This is a genomic window from Devosia sp. BK, assembly GCF_032907385.1.
GTDB lineage: Bacteria > Pseudomonadota > Alphaproteobacteria > Rhizobiales > Devosiaceae > Devosia.
The window spans coordinates 1,367,294-1,382,379 of the sequence record NZ_JAIMBX010000001.1 but is presented as its reverse complement, the minus strand read 5'-3'; the positions used below and the strand labels follow the sequence as shown (position 1 = coordinate 1,382,379).

Sequence of the window (15,086 nt, the reverse complement as noted above, 5' to 3'; positions counted from 1 at the left end):
AGTTTCCGCCGGGAAAATAACAAGCGCCCGGCTGGATGAATGCATGCATTGGGCATGTTTGGGAGGAAAGTATGAAACAGACTTTGAAGCGACTGGCTTTGGTGTCGACTGCGCTGATGGCGCTGACCCATGCCGCTGCGGCTCAGCAGAATGTGGTCTGGTGGGATTTTCTCGCCGGCGGCGACGGCGTGCGCATGAAGGCGCTGATCGATCAATTCAACACCGAGCACCAGGGCGAGATTTCGATCGAGAACACGACGCTCGAATGGGGCACGCCGTTCTATACCAAGCTGCAAACGTCGGCGGCGATCGGGGAAGGGCCCGATATCGCGACCTATCACCTCAGCCGCATTCCGCTCGCCGTCGATAGTGGTACGGTGAGCGAGATCACCGACGAGGATATGTCCGGCGCCGGGATTTCGGACGGGGACTTTACGACGGCTGCGTCGGATGCCGGTAAGGTCGATGGCACGCGTTATGCGGTGCCGTTCGATCAGCACGGGCTCATTCTTTATTATAACAAGGATATGCTCGCCGAGGCTGGCTTGATCGGTGAGGATGGGCTGCCCAAGGGCCTCGATGGGCTCGAGAATTTCAACAAGATCCTGGCTGATTTCACCAAGGACGGGAAATACGGCATCTCGACCCCAACGGGCGATCGCTACCGCACGATCTACTCCCTGTTCGGCCAGCAGGGTGGCACGATGTTCGACGAAGCCGCAGGCGGTTTCTTCCCGACCGACGAGGACGTCACCAAGCTGACCAACGCCATCGATGTGGTGAAGGGTTGGGTCGATAGCGGCTACACGCCGGTGCAGGTCGAAAGCCCGGCGGCGCTGGCGCTCTTTACCTCGGGCCAGTCGCCGTTCTTCATCATGGGCAATTGGGAAATCCCGACCATGGTCGATCTCCATGCCAAGGGCGAACTGTTCGAATGGGGCGCGGTAGAATTGCCGACGCTGTTCGAAAACAAGGCCGCATGGTCTGACTCGCATGCCTTCGTTATTCCCGCCAATGCCGGCAAGGAAGCTGATGCGGACAAGCGCGCGGCGGTGATGAAGGTCATTGCCTGGATGGACCAGCACTCGCTCGACTGGGCTGGCGCTGGCCACATCCCGGCCTTCAATGCCGTGCGTGACAGCGCTGAATTCCAGGCGCTGAAGCCGCAGTCGGACTATGCCGGCTTTGCCGATACGGCCGTGTTCGATCCGCGCACCGTGCTTGCTGGTCCCGCCGCGCCGCTCGGCGATGCTTGGAGCAACTACATCAATCCAGCCACCACGGGTGAAATCGAGCCTGCAGATGCTGCCGTGCAGATGCGGGACGATTTGAACGGGCAGCTTTAGGACTAGACCCGATGGGCACCCTCCCCCTTGCGGGGAGGGTTGGGGAGGGGGACTTGGGCCAAGATATCGTGGCTCCCGACACCCCCTCCCGTCCTCCCCCGTCAAGGGGGAGGTGTCCGCCGGTGGTTGTGGATGCAGGGAGTTCTATGCGATGCTCAGGGATAAACGGCAGGAATATCTCGTGGCGCTGCTACTGGTGGGGCCATTTGTGCTCATCTATGGCGGGCTGTTTGTGTGGCCGACGATCCAGATGGCCATGCTCAGTTTTACCAAGGCGCCGCTGATCGGGTCGGGGGACTGGGTGGGCTGGGATAACTATGTGAAAATCCTCAGCCACAAGCTGTTTCACTCGGCCTTTTGGAACACGGCCTATTTCGTCGTGTTGACGGTTATTCCGAGCACGCTGGTTTCCCTCGTCATCGCCATGGCGGTGAACCGGCTCAAGGGACCGGTGCAGGGCTTTGTGCTCGCCTGCTTTTTCCTGCCCTATATCCTGCCGGTTTCGGTGGTGTTCCTCACCTGGAACTGGATCATCGACGTGCAATATGGGCTCGTGCAGGGGCTGGTGGCGCTGTTCAATGGCGGCAAGCCGATCTCGCTGACGCGCACCATTCCGCTCTTCATGCCCACCGTTGCCTTCGTCACGGTCTGGTGGACGATGGGGTTCAATATCCTGCTCTTTATCGCCGGCTTGAGAAATATCTCGCCGGAAATCTATGAGGCCGCGGCGCTGGATAGCGCGGGGCGGTGGCGGCAGTTCCAGCGTATTACATGGCCGCTGATCTGGCCGGTGACGGCGCTGGTGCTGACCATTCAGCTCATCGCGCAGCTCAAGATTTTCGATCAGGTCTACCTGTTCTCGATCGGCGGGCGGCAGGACGCGACGATCACGCTGGTTCAATATGTCTACAAACTGGCTTTCCAGCAGAACAAGGGCGGCGAGGCGGCGACGGCCGCCATGCTGCTCTTTGGGATGATCATCATCCTCTCGGTGCTGCAATACCAGGTCTTGCGTGCACGAGGTGAGAAATGAGCGCCGAAGCAATTCCCAACCGCGACACCATGGTTTCAGCGCGGAGCCGGGGCGATGGCCCCATCGACATGATCGGGCTGGCCCTGACTGTCATCACACTACTCGTCGCGCTCGCCTCGTTCTTCCCAATTTATTGGGCAGTGATCACGTCGATCAAACCCGATGGCGAGGTGATTTCGGGGAGCAATTCGCTGATCCCCAATCGGGTGGTGTTCGACAGCTATATCCACATCTGGAACAACACCAATATCGGCATCTGGTACATCAACTCGATGGTGACTTCGCTGATCATCACCGCGCTGGTGATCGTCTCCTCGGCCGGTTGCGCCTATGCGCTGAGCCAGTTGGATTTCCCCGGGCGGCGGGTGATCTATGTGCTGATCCTGGCCTGTTTCATGGTGCCCATGCAGGCGCTGATCGTGAACCACTTCGTGCTGATGGCGCAGTTCAAGCTGTTGAACACCTGGGCCGGTATCATCCTGCCGCAGCTGATCGTGCCGGTGGTGATCATCGTCTATAAGCAGTTCTTCGATAGCGTGCCGAAGGAATTTCGCGAGGCGGCGCAGATGGATAGTGCGGGGCACCTCAAGATCCTGTTCCGGATCTATCTGCCGATGAACTGGGGCGTAACGGCCGCATTGGCGATCATCACCTTTATCGGCGCCTGGAATTCCTTCCTCTGGCCTTTCCTTGCCGCGACCGGCGAGGCGACGATGACCGTGCCCGTGGGCATCACGCAGGTGAAGGACGCCTATGGCATTGTCTATGGGAAGTTGATGGCCTCGGCCGTCGTTGCCGGTCTGCCTGTGGCTGTTCTCTACCTCATCTTCCAAAAGCGCGTGACGCAAGCCATCATGCTTTCGGCAGGGGTCAAGGGTTGAACCACTGGGCGCGATAAAGACGGTGGCCGCCTAAAAAAGACTTTGCTGTGCTTTGGGCTTTGGCACTTGCGGCGTCGCTTCGCCGCGGCGCTTAAGTTCCTGCTCGGCGCTGAAGCGCGTGTCGATGTCGCGGTCGCGCGCTAACTCGTCGAGTGCTTCGAGCGAAATCTGTTCCCACGCTTTGCCACGCTCCGGACCGGAGCGCACTCGTGGCAGAAGGCCCGGCAGCTTGCTCCAGGCAATCAACTGTTCGGCCGAAGTTTCATTGAGCATATCGCGCAGGTGATGCGCCGTGACATAGGCATCGGGCATGGCGCGGTGGGCGGGGAGCCCGATTTCGTGCACGAGGCCCTCGGGCATGCGCTGATACCGCAGCATCTGGTTGGAAAAGCCTTCAAGTTTGGGCCAGACGCGCAAGGCGCTTTTCCAGGTGCATATCCACGGCGCGCCGCCGGTCAAACGCGGCGTGCAATAGCGCTGCTCGAAAGCTGCGCGATGCGCCGCCAAAGCGATGACGCCATCCTGCGGCTGCAAGACGGTGGGGGCTATGTCGCGCCAGAAAGGCGCATCGGCGACGAAGGCATCTAGAATATGGTGTATCGCCATTGTCTCGGGCGTGATGGGGCGGCCCGGATTGACGAAAAGCGCGCCGCGTTCGTCATTGACCTGCCACGGGCCGCCCTCGATCGAGACCACATCCTGCCAACCGATCTCGCAGACATCCGTTGCCGCATCGCCCGATGTCTCGAGGTCGATGACGCGTATCCTCCTGATGGACATGACCAATCCTTGCTGCATGAAGCCATAACGGACCATTGCCCACTAGGATGCACAAGTCCGGTTGCTGCGATCACGGCAATATCGTGATGGCGTGAGTCCAAGGAAAGCTTGCGAACAAAAAGAGAATATCATCCCCTGTCCGCTTATTGCGGGGATCGATTCGTGCTTGCCGACACCACCTATCTTGATGCGCTCAACACCAATCAGCGGGCGGCTGTCGTGCATGGGGTTGGGGAAGCAAAGCCCGGCCCCTTGCTGGTCATCGCTGGGGCCGGCTCGGGCAAGACCAATACGCTGGCGCATCGCGTGGCGCATCTCATCGCCAATGGCGCGGACCCCAGGCGCATTCTGTTGCTGACCTTTTCGCGCCGTGCCGCCAGCGAAATGGCCCGCCGTGTCGAGCGCATCGCAGGCCGCGTTCTCGGCATTGGCGAAGGCGCAGTCGCTGATGCTCTGACCTGGGCCGGGACTTTTCACGGGATCGGCGCGCGATTGCTGCGCGAGTATGCGCATCAGATCGGTCTCGATCCCGCCTTCACGATCCATGATCGCGAAGACTCCGCCGATCTCATGAACCTCGTCCGCCACGAGCTGCAGTTCAGCGAGACCAAGACGCGGTTTCCGACCAAGGGCACGTGCCTCGCCATCTATTCCCGCGTGGTCAATGCGCAGGCGGACCTCGACGAGGTTTTGAAATCCGTCTTTCCCTGGTGCGCCATGTGGTCTGCCGAATTGCGTCAGCTTTTCAGCGCCTATGTCGAAGCCAAGCAGCAGCAGAATGTTCTCGATTACGACGACCTGCTGCTCTACTGGGCCGGGATCATGGCCGAGCCTATGATTGCCGAGCAGATGTCGAGCCTTTTCGACCATATCCTCGTCGATGAATATCAGGACACCAACCGGCTACAGTCCTCGATCCTGCTCGCTTTGCGCCCGGATGGGCGCGGCATGACGGTGGTCGGCGATGATGCGCAATCGATCTATTCTTTCCGCGCCGCGACCGTGCGCAATATCCTCGACTTTCCGAGCGCCTTTTCGCCGGCCGCCGAGATCGTCACGCTCGATCGCAACTATCGCTCCACCCAACCGATCCTCGCCGCGGCCAATGCGGTGATCGAGCAGGCAAGCGAGCGCTTTACCAAAAATCTCTGGTCCGAAAGGCACTCCGAGGCCAAGCCTTTCCTCGTCACCGTCAAGGATGAGGCCGATCAGGTAGGCTATATCGCCAAGTCTATTCTGGAGGCGCGCGAGGCGGGCACTGCGCTCAAGGAACAGGCCGTGCTGTTCCGCGCATCGAGCCATTCCGGGCCGCTCGAAATCGAGCTGACCCGCCGCAACATTCCTTTCGTCAAATTCGGCGGGTTGAAATTTCTCGACGCGGCCCACGTCAAGGACGTGCTGGCGCTTTTGCGATGGGTTGAAAACCCGCGCGATCGGGTTGCCGGTTTTCGCGTGCTGCAACTCATGCCGGGCGTCGGGCCGGGAACGGCTGGCCGAGCCCTTGATGCCATCGCCGCCCATGCCGATCCCGCATGGGCTTTTTCCGAAGTTCCGCCACCTATCAAGGCCGGTCAGCATTGGCTTGATCTCGTCAGCATGGTGGGCCGGCTTTCGGCGCGCGAAATCTCTTGGCCGCTCGACATGGCTTATATCCGCCAATGGTACGAGCCGCTGCTGGAGGCCAATTACGAAGATGCAGCTATCCGATCGGCCGATATCGTCCAGCTCGAGCAGATCGCCTCTGGCTATCCGAGCCGCGACCGGTTTCTCACTGAACTGACCCTTGATCCGCCCGACGCCACCAGCGACCAACCCGGCGTGCCCTTGCGCGACGAGGATTATCTCATTCTCTCGACCATCCACTCGGCAAAGGGGCAGGAGTGGAAATCGGTCCATGTCCTCAATGTCGTCGATGGCTGCATTCCGTCCGATCTCGGCACGGGATCCACGCATGAGATCGAAGAAGAGCGGCGGCTTCTTTATGTCGCCATGACCCGCGCCAAGGACGAATTGCATCTGCTCGTGCCGCAGCGCTTCTATGTGACCCAGCAGACGAGGAATGGCGATCGCCACCTCTATGCGCAACGCACCCGCTTCATCCCAAGGTCGATGACCGCATTTTTCGATGACATCTTATGGCCGCCGGTGACGCCAATCCGCGAAGGCGTCGGCCCGGCGCGGCCAGCTGTCGTCGATATCGCGGCCAAGATGCGCGGCATGTGGTAGCGTCAGGTATAGTTTCCGAGCGCAGCGTACCATTCGGCATAGGGCGTGTTTCGTGCGAAGTGTCGGTTGTAATCCGGCGCGCCGTCGTCCCACCAGACAGGGCCACGTTCGCCAAGCGCGACCTTGGCTTCATCGACCGCAGTGCGCGCAGCTTTTCGCGCCGCATCATCATTTTTTTGCGAGACCGACGGCGCGTCGTGCGGCCGTCAATTTTTGGACCCAATATGTGCGGTTGGTCTCGCTGAGTGAAGGATTGCTCTTCCGCCAGAGCCGGCCGCGCACGACGAAATATCGCCCGTCTGGCGTGGTCGGATAGTCCTTTACCTTTTTAGTAGCCATGGCCTCGTCACTCGGAAAAGTGCAGGCTCCACCCGCGATCGGCGCCGGAGGGGGAGCGGTATTCGACATCAGGGACCCACTGATATTGCCCAAAGAACCATTTTCGCGCCGACCAGAAATTGCTCGGTTCTTCGTCCTCAGGCACACCATGATAGAGAAAGGGCACGGGCTCTTTCACGCCCTCGCCATCCGTCCCGTCCTCATCCGTGATGAAGCTATGGTGGCCGACGCCTTTTGCCGCGGTGGCTAAGGTGCCTGTATCGGACAGCGTTTCGGCATTGGCACCAAAGAGGCACCCGTCCGACTTGGACCAATCCTCGGCCACCAGGGGAACGCCGTCAGCGCGCAATCGCAGATCGGCGAGGCAATAGTTCGCACCCCATGAGCCGTTGGCCGAATAGACCACGTGCAACTGTCCCGCTGGGTCCACGATCGGCTGGGGGCCCTCGTTGATCGACGGCGTCTCGTTCGCAACGTTTTCCCAGGGCTGATCGGGAGACGAGATGATCGCCCGTGACGCGTCAGGCGCGTCATCACCCTGCAGCTTCACGATGAAAATATCCTGCTGCACATCGCTATCGCCCTGCCAGCCGGACCAGACGAAGAAATCATCTCCGTCGAAACTAAAGGGCATGCCGTCGATGGCCCACTTGTCTTCGGGCAGATCGATTTCCTCCGCGGGGCCATAACCGGATGTCGGCTCTGTCGAGGTGATGCGATACATCCGATGCGCCTCGCCGACGCCGGCCGCGAAATAGACGTGATAGAGGCCTTCTTTGTAGACGATCTCCGGCGCCCAGACTTCGCCGAGCCGATCCCGATCGAACCAGATCCGCAAGCCGCGCGCTTCGGCAAGCGCATCAAGGCTCGATGCGACGCGCACCACGAGACTATCGCCGCGCCGCGATTCGACGGCCACAAAGCCGTCGTCGGTGTGAATGACGCTGGGGTCTGCTGAGTAAATGCCCGTGTCGCCGAGAGGCGCCGGAGCATCTTGCGCCGAGGCGGAGATCGCGCCGGCAAGAAACCAGGTTACCGCCAGGCCGCCAATCCAATTCGGCATCGTCCCCTCCCAAAAATGTCGCGGCGTCCGATTTCCACTGATTATCGCCGCGCTGTCGTCGTTTCGATATTTGCGCTCGTCATGATCGCAACGCGACCATTTTTCACCGCGTCGTCGGCCATCGTCAACGCGTCTCCAACGAAAGCTCAGGCATGAACTACAAGGATTTCATGGCGAGACCGGGCCGGGATTGCGCCATTATCGCGCATCGCGGCATCTGGCGGGATGCGCCGGAGAACAGTCTCCAGGCGATCGAAGCGGCCATTGCCGGCGGCTATGACGTCGTCGAGATCGATGTGCGCCGTAGCGCCGACGGCGCGCTGTTCCTCTGCCACGACGATAGTCTCGAGCGGATGACGGGGCACGACGCCGCGGTGGAAGAGCTTGCGGCCTCGGAGCTGGCTGCGCTGCACCTGCGCAATCGCGATGGTGGCGCGGGGAATGCGCTGACCGATCAGAAACTCGCGCGTCTGAGCGATGTTTTCGATCTCACCCGGGATCGCATCTTCATCCATCTCGACGTCAAGGACCGGCTTCTTATTCCCGAGGTCATCGCCGCCGCCCAGGCCGCCGGCGTCGATCAGCAGGTCGACTTTTGGAGCGCCCTTCGAGACGAAGACGACTTCGCTTGGATCAATAGCAACATCATGGCCCACGGCGTCCCGTTCATCGCCAAGACGCGGCTCAATGTGCCGGGTGCGGAACTTCAGACCGAATTGGTGTTTCGGATCAAGCCGCTGATCTGCGAAATTTACTTCGATTCCATCGAGCAACTCGCCGCGCATCGGGATCGCTTTGCGGCGGCGGGGATCAGCCTCTGGGTCAATACGCTCGATGATGTTTCCTGCGCCGGGCTGACCGACAGCGCGGCACTCAGGGATCCCGACGCGGTTTGGGGGCGCCTCCTCGATGCAGGCGTGTCTGCCATCCAGACCGACGAAGCGGCGGCTCTCAAAGCCTATCTCGCCAAGCGCCGCTGATATTTCCCAAGAAAGCGAGACCAATGGCCTACATAGACTATATCGCAGATCCAACGCGCCGTTGCGCCATCGTTGCCCATCGCGGCGCCTGGCATGGTGCGCCGGAAAACAGCCTCGCGGCGATCGAGAATGCCATCGCTATCGGCGTCGACATCGTAGAACTCGACGTGCGCAAGAGCGCTGATGGCGAACTCTTCCTGATGCACGACGATACGCTGCTGCGCATGGCGGGGATCGATCGCGATGCCGAGACTTTTACGATCGCTGAGCTGCAGGCTATCGCGCTTCGTGCCGATGATGGCGGCGACGGCCGGGCGCTGACGGACCAGCGCGTGCCGACCCTCAAGCAGGCGCTCGAAATCATCCGCGGGCATATCTTTGCCGATCTCGATTTGAAGGATCGAGGCCTATTTTCCGAAGTGGCTGCCTGCGCGCGCGATATGAATGCTGCGGACTATGTGGACCTCAAGACCACGGTCACCACACAAGAACACGTCGACTGGGTCAACGCGCAGGATATTTCCGGCGTGCCGTTTCTGGCCATGACGCGCTTTACCGAGACCGGAACCGGTGACACGCTGGCGCTCCTGTCCGGCATCAAACCCTTCATGAGCGAAATCAGCTTCGATCACATCGAGACTATCGAGAGCAATCGTGCGGCGTTCGAGGCAGCGGGCATGGCGCTTTGGAAGAATACGCTCGATATGGCGAGTAGCGGGGAGTGGACCGATACCGTCGCACTGGCTGACCCTGATAAAATTTGGGGACGGTTGATCGATGCTGGTATCAGCGCCATCCAGACCGACCAGCCGGCGGCATTGAAAGCTTACATCGAGAAACGTGCATGACCGAAATCAGCGATGATCTGCTCAAAACCCTGATGGCCGACATGCGGACGGTGGCGGAACAAGAGATTTTGCCCCGATTTCAGGCGATTACCTCAGATAGCATGCGCGCCAAAACTGCGCCCGATGACTTGGTGACCGATGCCGATATTTCCGCAGAACATGCTCTAAACCGGCTGCTCGTGGAGCGGCTCCCGGGCGTCGTGGTCGTGGGTGAAGAGGCGGTGTCCGAGGATAGATCCGTCCTCGACGGTATCGGTGCCTCCGGGCTGGTCGCCATTATCGACCCTGTCGATGGCACCTGGAACTTTGCCCATGGCGTGCCAACATTCGGGTCGATCCTTGCCATTGTCGAGGAAGGTAAAACCATTGCCGGCATCATCCACTATCCGGTGATGGGCGATTTCATTGTCGCCCGGCCCGGTCAGGGCGCCTGGCATGTTGCGGCCGATGGCGCGGCGAGTCGCCTTGCGGTGGCCAAGTCCCGACCCATTGCGGACCTGCATGGTTTTGTGCCGCTCCATATGTTCGCGCCTGAACTACAGCCAGAGCTTTCGCAGCGCGTCCTGCGCTTCTCGCGCACCACGACATGGGGCTGCTCGGCCTGGGAATATCGCATGCTCGCGACCGGGGCGATGAGCTTCTGCCTCAATGCGAGCGTCATGCCCTGGGACCACGCGGCGGGCGTGCTGATCCACGCCGAAGCGGGTGGTCATGCTGCGTTCGTGAGCGACGAACCGTATAGCGCGGATCAGAACAAGGGCTTCTTGCTCACCGCGACCGATGCGGAAAGCTGGACACACATCCGGGATACTCTGTTCGCCTGATAATGAGAGGCTTCCGGTGAGGGAGCGAGACAAACTCATCGCTGCCGGTAACGGTCCAAATCTCTCTCGCGGCGCTCAGGCGTTGTGGGAGAGGATGGGCCGCCAAAGACGCCCGGTCTCATTGGTTTGGAGTTGTGCGGCGGCGAGAGCAGTATCCGTGGCTGGTTCCGAGACCGTGATGCCGGGCAACTGCTTTCTCATTTCAGCGCCGATTGCTGGGTGAAGCTTTAAGACACCGCCGATGAAGGCGACGGGCCGTTCTCCAACTCTGGTTTGCAGGGCCTGAGCCAGTTCCGCCAGATGGGCGCCAGCCTGCGTGAGGATAGCGAGGGCCGTCGCGTCACCGGCTTCCGCTGCCTGGGCCACGCCGACAGCCAGCGCGCCAATGCGGCCACGATCGCCGCCATAGACATATTCGCGGACGTGATGCCATTCGCTGCCGCCGACCAGGGCAAAGAGCGCGTCGGCCAGGGCTTGAACGTCGGAGAACGAACCGGTGCGATCGAGGGTTCGGTAGATGATGTCGAGGGCATGCAGGGCAATCCAACTGCCCGAGCCGGCATCATCGATGAGGATACCTCTGCCGCCGACGCGCGTCATGCTGCCATCGGCCGCGACGTGAACGCCGATGGAACCGGTTCCGGCGGACACCAGGTGACCTTGCCCCGGCTGGAATTGCGCTGCAAAGGCAAGGACGATGTCGTCGGTCAGGAGAATTTGCTCCGGCCTCAGCCCAATGGCGTGATTTATGAGGCCGTGGACTTCCCCTGTGGCGACGGCTCCAAAGCCGGTTAGTCCGCCCACGAGCCCGATCGGCTGAAGGTTTTCAGCGGCAAGCGCGTTGCCGATCTGCGCTAAAGCCGTGCCCAGACGCTCCCGCTCGGCCGGGTTGAAAACATGGGCGGTGGCGCCATTGACGCTGCCGCGCGCAACCACCTGCCCAGCCTTATCGCAGGCCACCCATCGGCTTGCCGTGCCGCCGACATCAAGGCCGAGATAGGTCTCTCTCACCGTGGCACGCCCTGCTGCACGAAACTGCGCGTGATTTCCCGGGGATTTGTGATCATGGTGCCAACAACCACCGCATGCGCGCCCGCCGAAAAGGCCTGGCGCACGAGATCGGGCGTATTGTAGCGACCCTCGGCCACAACTGGCACCGTGAGGCGCGCAGCAAGATTTTCCAGCAATCTTAGGTCCGGTTCGCTTGGTTTGGGCATGGTGGCCTCGGTATAGCCGGAAAGCGTGGTGGCGACGTAATCGGCGCCCCAGTCAGCGGCTTTCAGTCCTTCTTCCACCGTCGAAATATCGGCAAAGACCTCAGCGCCCAGCTCCGCCTTGATGCGACGGATCATGACGCTCGGATGCTCGCCATCGCGTGGCCGCTCAGTGCAATCGAGTGCAACAATATTGGCTCCGGCTTCGACAATAGCGGCTGCGGTTTGAAAATCGGGCGTGATGTAGACCGGGTGATGTTCCGAGAAGACCTTGTGTATCCCGATCACAGGCAGGCCGGCTTTGGTGACCACCGCAATGTCGTCCGGACCATTGGCACGGATGGCGACAGCGCCACCATCGCGTGCGGCAAGCGCCATAGCGCCCATGAATTGAGCCCCATGCAGGGGATTGTCCGCACGCGCCTGGCAGGAGACGACCAGTCCCTTCTGCAGCATCATTTGATGGCGCCCGATGTCATGCCCGCAATGAACTGGCGGGACAGGACGATGTAGATGATGATGATCGGCGCGGCCGAAAGCGTTAGGCCCGAGAACAGCACGCCCCAGTCGGTCGTGTATTCGCCCATGAACGTGGTGAGGCCTTGGGGCAGGGTTTTCAAACTGTCGTTCTGGATAAAGACCAAGGGGAAAAAGAAGTCGTTCCAGATCGGCACGATATTCTGGATACCGGCGATGACCATAGCCGGGCGCACCAGCGGCAGCATGATCGACCACATGATGCGCGCTTCCGAAGCGCCGTCCATGCGAGCGGCGTCCTCAAGTTCATTGGGCAGGGTGCGGATGAAGCCGGTCATGATGAAGACCGTCGAGGGCAGGCCCATGGCGGTATAGACGAAGATGAGGCTCAGTTGATTATTGAGGATCGACAGGTCTCGCATCAGCATGAAGAGCGGGATGATGGCGAGTTTTAACGGCAGGGTTAGCCCGGCCAGGAAAAACATCAGGATGAAGTTGGCGCCGGTAAAGGCATAGCGGCCGATGGCATAGGCGGCCATGGTGCCTAGCGTCAGGATCAGCACCATCGATGCGCCGGTAACCACGAAGGAATTGAGCAGGTAGCGCAGGAAGTTGGTTTCCGACCAGATCTTGATGAAGTTCTGGACCTGGGTGAAATCGGGAATGCCAAACGGCGACTGAAAAATCTGCGGTGTGGTCTTGAAGGCCGAGAACACCATGATGACGATCGGCGCCAGCATCAGGATGGTGTTGGCGATAAGGATGATCTGCAAAAGGCCATCGCGGCCAAGCGTGCCGAGAATGCCCTTGCGATCATAGTAGTTGGTCGTCGTCACGCTCATAGCTGAATTTCCCGGGCGCGCAGGCGGGTGGTGATGACAGCGGCAATGGCCGCGATGAAGATGAAGATGAGGACGGCCAGCGCAGAACCCAGACCGAAGTCCTGTTGGCCGGAAGAGACATTGCCAAAGGCAGTGCGGTAAAAATAGAGCCCCAGCACGTCGGTCGAACCAAACGGCGACCCATCGAGCCCACCCATGATATAGGGCAGCTCAAACCAGTTGAAGGCGCCGACGAAGAGCAGCGTGAACACGATCGTGGCGCTCGGGGCGACCAGCGGCCAGACGATCTTGGTGATCTTGACCCATTCGCTCTCGGTTTCCATGCGCACGGCATCGAGAATTTCGCTGGGAATCCGCTGCATGCCGGCAAGGAAAACCAGGGTCGGGAAGCCGACCATGTGCCAGGCCTGCGCTGCGATGATGCTCCAGAGGGCGGTGCCGGATTGGCCGAGCCAGGGCTGGGCCCATTCGCTGAGGCCAATGCTTTTGAGGCTGATATTCACCACGCCAAAGAGCGGGTGATAAAAGAGCTTGAAGAGATAGGCGACGATGATCGTCGAGAGCACCACCGGCAGAAATACGGCGATGCGGTGGAAGCGCGCGCCGGGCAGTTCGCGCCAGAGCGCATAGGCGAGGATGAAGCCGAGCCCATTTTGCAGCACCATGAGCGCGAAGAAGACGATGATATTGTTCTTGAAGGCGTTGAGCGTCCAGCTGCGATAGGGCTCGACGAACAGCACCGCGTGAAAATTCTCGAGGCCGACGAATTCGAGGCGCTTCAATCCCTGCCAGTCGAAGAAGGCATAAGCGAAAGCCGAGATGATCGGATAAACGATAAAGAGCGCCACGAAGCACAGCGGCGGCACGATCAGTGCCGTGATCCAAAGTCCGCGGCCGGTCATCCGAAATTGGGGCATCAAAGGCTCGCTCAGATGGGATTGGGGGTGACCTTATGGCCACCCCCGAGGCGGAGGGAAGGCCGCCTTATTTCTTGAAGGGCTCGTACCAGGCAGCAAGGCCGGTGGTCAGCGCTTCGCCGATGGCTTCGGGCGTCGTTTCACCCGAGAACAGCTTCTGCATTTCACCCTGGATCAGCACCGAGCCCGAGGGTTCGCCATAACGGAAATGGGCGAGCATCAGGTAGGGGATCGAGGACTTGTTGAGGTCGTTGACTTCCGCCAGCAGCGGGTTGTCGAACGTCACGCCCGGAATGGTCGAGATATTGTTGAGCGTATTGGCAAAGGCCTGGCCAAATTCCGGGCTCGCCAGATAATTGACGAAGGTGATCGCCGCTTCCTTGTTGGGCGAGGCGGCATTGACTGAATAGCCACCATCGAAATAGAGGCCGACGAGCTTGGCGTCCTCCGCGGTCTTGCCGGGGGCGGCGAAGACGCCCATTTCGATATCCGGGTTCTGCGCCTTGAAGGTTGCCAGTTCGTAGGAGCCGCCAACGAACATGGCGGACATGCCAGACGAAAAGAGCTGCTGGGCCGAGGGGTAGTCGAGGCCGATGAAGCCATCGGGGAAATAGTCCTGGGCCAGTTCGTTGACCGAGGCGAGAGCCGAGGTGAAGCGGGCATCGGTGAAGTCCGCGGTGCCGGCCATCAGCTCGTCGTAAAAGGCCTTGCCCATGAGCGAGGAGCCGAGCCCGAAGGTCACGGTTTCATTCTGCCAGGCGGTGGCGGTCCCATTGGCAAAGGGGATGATGCCGGCGTCCTTGAGCTTCTGGCTCGCAGCCATCAGGTCGTCCCAGGTCTGGGGCTCTTCGATGCCGTTATCAGCGAAAATCTTGGAATTGTAGATGACAAGCTGGGTCTGGCTGGCGAAGGGGACAGCGTAGATCTTGCCATCGGCCCGCACGCTTTCGGCGGCAAGTGCAGGTTCGGCGAAATTGGCAAGGGCCGGGACGCTTTCGGTCGTCAGCTCTTCGAGGTAGCCAGCGACAGCGACGTTTTCGAGCCCGCCATAGGCGCGCACCATCATCACGTCCGGACCTGTACCCCCTGCAAGGGCGGTCGAGAGGATCGTGTTGTAATTGGTCGCCTCGAACGTCTCGAACTTGACCGTGATGCCCGGATTGGCCGCTTCGAATGTGTCGATGAACTGCTCGTAAGCAGCGCGGTCTTCCTGGCGCCAGCTCCAGAACGTCAGGTCTTGAGCGAAGGCGGGGGCGGCAACGAGCAAGGCGCTGAGTAGAGTTCCGGCACGCACTATGGTTTTCATCTGTATTCCC

Annotated in this window: 14 protein-coding genes and 1 pseudogene; 7 read left to right on the top strand and 8 right to left on the bottom strand. The window is 60.5% G+C overall.

Annotation, left to right across the window (positions count from 1 at the left end):
- Positions 1–71 precede the first annotated feature (71 nt).
- From DevBK_RS06825 to DevBK_RS06815, 3 genes are all read left to right on the top strand, one after another.
- Positions 72–1,346 carry an extracellular solute-binding protein gene (locus DevBK_RS06825; protein ID WP_317184887.1) on the top strand — a complete coding sequence of 425 codons (1,275 nt, stop codon included), beginning with the start codon at positions 72–74 and terminating at the stop codon, positions 1,344–1,346.
- Between the two features lie 151 nt (positions 1,347–1,497).
- Entirely contained in the window at positions 1,498–2,379 is an 882-nt protein-coding gene (locus tag DevBK_RS06820) for a carbohydrate ABC transporter permease (RefSeq protein WP_061906883.1), read from the top strand.
- A gap of 68 nt (positions 2,380–2,447) precedes the next feature.
- The gene (locus DevBK_RS06815) at positions 2,448–3,260 is read left to right on the top strand and encodes a carbohydrate ABC transporter permease (RefSeq protein WP_061907258.1); all 813 of its coding nucleotides are present in this window, start codon (positions 2,448–2,450) and stop codon (positions 3,258–3,260) included.
- Between the two features lie 30 nt (positions 3,261–3,290).
- Here DevBK_RS06815 and DevBK_RS06810 read toward each other — a convergent pair whose 3' ends face one another.
- Positions 3,291–4,040, bottom strand: coding sequence for an exonuclease domain-containing protein (locus tag DevBK_RS06810; RefSeq protein ID WP_061907257.1), 750 nt, complete (start codon positions 4,038–4,040; stop codon positions 3,291–3,293).
- Positions 4,041–4,202: 162 nt separating this feature from the next.
- Between DevBK_RS06810 and DevBK_RS06805 the strand changes: the two genes are divergently transcribed.
- The gene (locus tag DevBK_RS06805) at positions 4,203–6,266 is read left to right on the top strand and encodes an ATP-dependent helicase (protein WP_317184886.1); all 2,064 of its coding nucleotides are present in this window, start codon (positions 4,203–4,205) and stop codon (positions 6,264–6,266) included.
- A 2-nt stretch (positions 6,267–6,268) separates the two neighbouring features.
- Here the strand turns inward: DevBK_RS06805 and DevBK_RS06800 are convergent.
- Both DevBK_RS06800 and DevBK_RS06795 read right to left on the bottom strand, forming a co-directional pair.
- Positions 6,269–6,605 (bottom strand): annotated as a pseudogene (locus DevBK_RS06800) (hypothetical protein).
- Positions 6,606–6,612: 7 nt separating this feature from the next.
- Entirely contained in the window at positions 6,613–7,668 is a 1,056-nt protein-coding gene (locus DevBK_RS06795) for a family 43 glycosylhydrolase (RefSeq protein WP_317184885.1), read from the bottom strand.
- A 152-nt stretch (positions 7,669–7,820) separates the two neighbouring features.
- On the opposite strand from DevBK_RS06795, the gene DevBK_RS06790 reads away from it, so the two are divergent.
- The 3 genes from DevBK_RS06790 to DevBK_RS06780 are packed head-to-tail and all read left to right on the top strand — an operon-like array spanning position 7,821 to position 10,320.
- A complete protein-coding gene (locus DevBK_RS06790) occupies positions 7,821–8,648 on the top strand; it encodes a glycerophosphodiester phosphodiesterase family protein (protein ID WP_317184884.1) in 828 nt (275 codons plus the stop codon).
- Between the two features lie 23 nt (positions 8,649–8,671).
- Complete coding sequence (locus DevBK_RS06785; protein ID WP_317184883.1) at positions 8,672–9,496, top strand: glycerophosphodiester phosphodiesterase family protein; 825 nt, start codon at positions 8,672–8,674, stop codon at positions 9,494–9,496.
- Positions 9,493–10,320, top strand: coding sequence for an inositol monophosphatase (locus tag DevBK_RS06780; RefSeq protein WP_317184882.1), 828 nt, complete (start codon positions 9,493–9,495; stop codon positions 10,318–10,320). The genes DevBK_RS06785 and DevBK_RS06780 overlap by 4 nt, the downstream gene beginning before the upstream one ends.
- A 75-nt stretch (positions 10,321–10,395) precedes the next feature.
- Here DevBK_RS06780 and DevBK_RS06775 read toward each other — a convergent pair whose 3' ends face one another.
- The 5 genes from DevBK_RS06775 to DevBK_RS06755 all read right to left on the bottom strand — a co-directional run bounded on the left by DevBK_RS06775 (position 10,396) and on the right by DevBK_RS06755 (position 15,076).
- Positions 10,396–11,331, bottom strand: coding sequence for an N-acetylglucosamine kinase (locus tag DevBK_RS06775; RefSeq protein ID WP_062631221.1), 936 nt, complete (start codon positions 11,329–11,331; stop codon positions 10,396–10,398).
- A complete protein-coding gene (locus DevBK_RS06770; RefSeq protein ID WP_061906876.1) occupies positions 11,328–11,993 on the bottom strand; it encodes an N-acetylmannosamine-6-phosphate 2-epimerase in 666 nt (221 codons plus the stop codon). The genes DevBK_RS06775 and DevBK_RS06770 overlap by 4 nt, the downstream gene beginning before the upstream one ends.
- Positions 11,990–12,853, bottom strand: coding sequence for a carbohydrate ABC transporter permease (locus DevBK_RS06765; protein WP_061906875.1), 864 nt, complete (start codon positions 12,851–12,853; stop codon positions 11,990–11,992). The genes DevBK_RS06770 and DevBK_RS06765 overlap by 4 nt, the downstream gene beginning before the upstream one ends.
- Complete coding sequence (locus DevBK_RS06760; protein ID WP_062631223.1) at positions 12,850–13,770, bottom strand: carbohydrate ABC transporter permease; 921 nt, start codon at positions 13,768–13,770, stop codon at positions 12,850–12,852. Before DevBK_RS06760 ends, DevBK_RS06765 begins: the two co-directional genes overlap by 4 nt.
- Before the next feature lie 67 nt (positions 13,771–13,837).
- Positions 13,838–15,076 (bottom strand): extracellular solute-binding protein, encoded by a 1,239-nt coding sequence (locus DevBK_RS06755; RefSeq protein ID WP_317184881.1) that lies wholly within the window; start codon positions 15,074–15,076, stop codon positions 13,838–13,840.
- Positions 15,077–15,086 lie beyond the last annotated feature (10 nt).